Raw genomic sequence first — 4,258 nt, forward strand, 5'->3', positions numbered from 1 at the left:
AACCGTTGCCGTTCTTGAGAACTGTTCGCTAGTCTCACAGCGATCGTACTTTTTGACCTGCTTAGTCTAAACTCCAATATTGAGGCTGGGGAGCGATTGCTTCGGGAGTTTGTCAAAAAGTGTGACAATTTAGTCAAATTTCCGAATATGGGGCGCAGTTACGATCAAATTAAGTTGGGACTCCGGGGAGTACCGCTCGATGGCTACATTATCTTTTATCGGGTGGTTGAGAATGGTATCGAAATTTTGCGTGTGATGAGCGGTTTTCAAGACTTGGAGGCAATGTTTCCCGATGAAAACTGAGCGTTTGGAAGGACGGAACGAGAAGTTGGAAACGCTTTTGTGTCAATCTTATGTAGCCGTCCCATCTTTTGTATCTTAACTTTAAGCAGTTAAATAATTCACCCTAAAAACTATTCTCGGCGGGGTTTAACGCTTTTCCACAGCTTCAAATATTCAGGTCGAACAGATTCATCAATCTCGTTAGCTAAACTTTCAGGCAAATCGAGTTCGATAATTGACTGCATTGTCCGCATTTTTCCTAAAAAAAAACCCTCAACTTTGTGAGGGCTTTGCGATGCCAGGAACGAGACTTGAACTCGTGACACGTGGATTTTCAGTCCACTGCTCTACCAACTGAGCTATCCCGGCTTGTTTTTTCGCGCTTTACTATCTTAGCAGACACATACGGAATTTAGCAAGCACTTTTCTCAATTAATTTTTCGATCGCCCGGAACCGCCCGCCTGTAAGCTAAAAGCTGCAACCTAAAATCCAAGAATCGCAATGGCACAGCAACATCGGGACAGCGAGGGCAAGAGTCTGCTTGTCTTAGGCATAATTTGGCTGCTGGGGGCAATTAGCGATCGCCTCTGGTTTGCCCTCGATCGATCTGTCCCGGCGTGGGATCAAGCAGACTACCTGACTAGCACCCTGAAATACTTGCAGGCGTTGCAGCATCCTCAGTGGTTTTCCGGGGAGTGGTGGACAAACTTCTGGCTGCTTTCGACGAAAATCCCGCCCTTGGCATACATCTTAACGGTTCCGTTTCTTCAGGTTTTCGGTACTGGGGGCGATCGGGCAACCCTCGTTCATTTATTATTTAGTGCAATTCTCCTCGCCTCAGTCTACAGTCTGGGCGTCCAATTATTTAACCGGCAAGTCGGTTTGTGGGCCGCTGCAATTTGCGTTTTGTTACCGGGACTTTATCGGTTCCGCTTACAATTTTTGCTCGACTATCCCCTCACTGCTGCGATTACTTTTGCTTTCTATTGTTTGACCATGTGGAAGGCTTCTGAAGGAAGAAGGAAGAAGGAAGAAGGAAGAAGGAAGAAGGAAGAAGGAAGAAGGAAGAAGGAAGATTTTCCCCATTCTCCGGATCTCCCCCTCTCCCCCTCCCCCACTCTCCCCCTCTCCCCGTCGTCTTTCTTTTGGGCGATCGCTTTTGGAATTTCTCTCGGTTTATCAATATTAGTTAAACACACTACCGTATTATTTCTATTTACCCCGATTGTGTGGTTGGCTGTGGGTGCTGTGCGACAAAAAGCTTGGGGAAGATTAGCTCAATTAGCAGGTAGTTTGTTGCTGTCGGTAGCGGTGTTTGGCCCGTGGGCGAAAACCAATTGGCTGTTAATTTTGACCGGGGGAAAACGGGCAACAGTGGATTCTGCGATCGCCGAAGGAGATCCGGCCCTCAATACGATCGACGCTTGGATTTACTACGGTAAACACTTACCAGAACACATTTCTTGGCCTCTGTTACTTATTCCCTTAGTAGGATTGATACTTTATTGGCGTCGTCGGCAAGAGAGTTCGTCCATCTTTTATCTCAACTCCTGTCGCTGGCTAGCTGTTTTCTGGGTAGGAGCTTATTTAATTAATTCTTTCAATATCAACAAAGACGACCGATATGGTATACCTTATTTGCCAGTTTTATCTATTTTCTTAGCCTACTGTTTAACGCTGTGGCCTTCTCGGTGGGGACGACAAATTCGCTGGGGTACAATTGGCTTGGCAATTTTGGCGATGCTGTTCCATATGTGGCCGCTGGGAGGGGCTTTTGGACATAGCTTAGTCCAAATTATCAGTCCCGGCAATTCTAACTATCCTTACTTGGGAAAAGAGTGGCCGCACCGAGAGGTAATTGCAGAAATTATTGATAGGGAACCTTATTTGCAATCTACTTTAGGCGTGTTGCCTTCGACGCCGGAAATTAACCAGCATAATTTGAATTTTTACGGGGCTTTGGCGAATTTTCAGGTTTACGGGCGGCAGGTGGGAACGAATTTAAAAGAAGTGCCCCAAGATGTGCGATCGCTCTCTTGGTTCGTAACTAAAACTGGCCCGCAAGGTTCGATTCGCGAACGGATTAAAAAAGCTCAAAATGCCGCCGTTACGGCGATTGAAAAAGAAGATAAATTTGAGTTAGATAAAACTTGGATTTTGCCAGATTATACTAATTTAAATCTTTATCGCAAGCGAGTGCAGCCTGTCGAAATACAGCCGTTGAATGAAGCGCGATCGCAAGTACAATTAGATCGAGTTACTGTCGCTGCAAAAGCAGTTCCCGGAGTCGCGCTGCCGGTTACTTATACTTGGTCTGGGCCTTGGCAGCAGTTGCAGTCTGGTTTAGTGTTGGTAACGTGGAAAAATCAGCAGTCTGGCGATATTCCACCGGGACAGACTTTCAGGATTTTACACGATCGCGCGATCGCCCAGGGGACTTTGCATCCGGGGATGCTGGAAGCGGATAAATTTGCTGTGGGGTTTCGAGTTGTCGATCGCACGGCGATGCTTCCTCCTGCTAATATTGCACCGGGAACTTACAATCTGCAAGCTACTTATCTAAATCGGAAAACCGGGGAAACTTATCCGATTAATGTGCCGGCCGTTAGTGTTAAAATCGAGGCAGAGCCTCTGGATATGCGTTCTCAGACAGAGCCGGGAAACGAGGATAATACAGATAAGCCTGAGTTAGATTTGGTAACTCAATTGCGGGCGATGGCGGTTAATTTACCGAAAGGATTGCCAGGTTTAGAACCCGTGTTCGAGCAGATTGGGCGGATCAATCAGTACGATCCAATTCAAGATTATACCGTGCAAGCAGAACAAGCATTAGAATATCGGTTGAAACAGGAACCAAATAATCTAGAATTGGCTTATGCTTTGGCATTTTCGCGAGTATTGCAGCAGAATGTCAAAAGTTCGATCGCTGCCTTAGAAAAAGTCACTCAACTCGACTCAAAAAACCCTTACGCTTACGCCTATCTCGCTTTCGTACACCTGTACGGCTGGCATCCCAAAGCCGCTGAAATAGCCTTAAAACCTGCTATCGCTCTCAACTCCAATTTACCGGAAATTAGAGTTTTAAACGGTGTAGCGGAACTGATGCAAGGTAATCTCATCCAAGCATGGCAAGATTTGCAATACTTAAAAAAACTAAAAATTTAACAATCCCTTTTACTGTGGCACGGGCGTCCCGCCTGTGCTTCCGAAGCGGTAAAAAACAGAAAACCAATGAACCAACCAAGAATAATCTCTCTAATTCCGAGTGCCACCGAAATTGTAGCACTTTTAGGATTAACCGATGCAATTGTGGGCCGTTCCCATGAATGCGATTATCCCCCAGAAATCCAAAATTTACCTGTTTGCACTCAACCTAAATTCAATCCCGAAGGAACTAGCCGCGAAATTCACAACCGCGTGACAGAATTGTTGCAAAATGCCCTCAGCGTGTATAAAGTAGAAATAGATACTTTGGAAAAATTGCAGCCGACTCACATTATTACTCAAGCTCAATGTGAAGTCTGCGCTTGTTCTCTAACAGAGGTTGAACAAGCGGTAAGCACGCTGGTAAATAGCAAGCCGGAAATTATTTCTTTGCAGCCGAATCTCCTAGCAGAAATCTGGACGGATATTCAGCGAGTTGCTGATGCTTTGGGCGTAGATGGCAAAAGTGCGATCGACCTTTTGCAATCCCGCATCGATGCTATTACCTCGCAAACACAAGCATCCTCTATTATTACCACAAAAGAGAGACTTCCCAAAGTAGCTTGCATCGAGTGGATTGAGCCTTTGATGGCTGCGGGTAACTGGATTCCCGAATTAGTCGCAATGGCGGGAGGCAGTTCGCTGTTTGGAATTGTCGGCGAACATTCCCCTTGGTTAAAATGGGAATCGCTAGTATAGCAATCCTAAATGATTTTCTATATCTAGAGCAATCCTAAATAATTTTCTCTGTGTAAGTATATTGATGTATTT

4 protein-coding genes and 1 tRNA gene are annotated in these 4,258 nt (G+C 45.6%); 3 read left to right on the plus strand and 2 right to left on the minus strand.

What is annotated here, in order from left to right:
• The first annotated feature begins 57 nt into the window (after positions 1 to 57).
• Positions 58 to 303, plus strand: coding sequence for a type II toxin-antitoxin system RelE/ParE family toxin (locus QUA36_RS30815; protein ID WP_333460116.1), 246 nt, complete (start codon positions 58 to 60; stop codon positions 301 to 303).
• 110 nt (positions 304 to 413) lie between these two features.
• Here QUA36_RS30815 and QUA36_RS30820 read toward each other — a convergent pair whose 3' ends face one another.
• Both QUA36_RS30820 and QUA36_RS30825 read right to left on the minus strand, forming a co-directional pair.
• Positions 414 to 608, minus strand: a complete 195-nt coding sequence (locus QUA36_RS30820; RefSeq protein ID WP_333460113.1) for a hypothetical protein — start codon at positions 606 to 608, stop codon at positions 414 to 416.
• A tRNA-Phe gene (locus QUA36_RS30825) sits at positions 579 to 651 on the minus strand. Before QUA36_RS30825 ends, QUA36_RS30820 begins: the two co-directional genes overlap by 30 nt.
• A 133-nt stretch (positions 652 to 784) precedes the next feature.
• Between QUA36_RS30825 and QUA36_RS30830 the strand changes: the two genes are divergently transcribed.
• Both QUA36_RS30830 and QUA36_RS30835 read left to right on the plus strand, forming a co-directional pair.
• Positions 785 to 3,448 carry a phospholipid carrier-dependent glycosyltransferase gene (locus QUA36_RS30830; RefSeq protein WP_333460114.1) on the plus strand — a complete coding sequence of 888 codons (2,664 nt, stop codon included), beginning with the start codon at positions 785 to 787 and terminating at the stop codon, positions 3,446 to 3,448.
• Positions 3,449 to 3,514: 66 nt separating this feature from the next.
• Positions 3,515 to 4,186, plus strand: coding sequence for a cobalamin-binding protein (locus QUA36_RS30835; RefSeq protein WP_333460115.1), 672 nt, complete (start codon positions 3,515 to 3,517; stop codon positions 4,184 to 4,186).
• Positions 4,187 to 4,258: the final 72 nt, after the last annotated feature.

It is taken from the genome of Microcoleus sp. Pol10D4, assembly GCF_036701555.1.
GTDB lineage: Bacteria > Cyanobacteriota > Cyanobacteriia > Cyanobacteriales > Microcoleaceae > Microcoleus.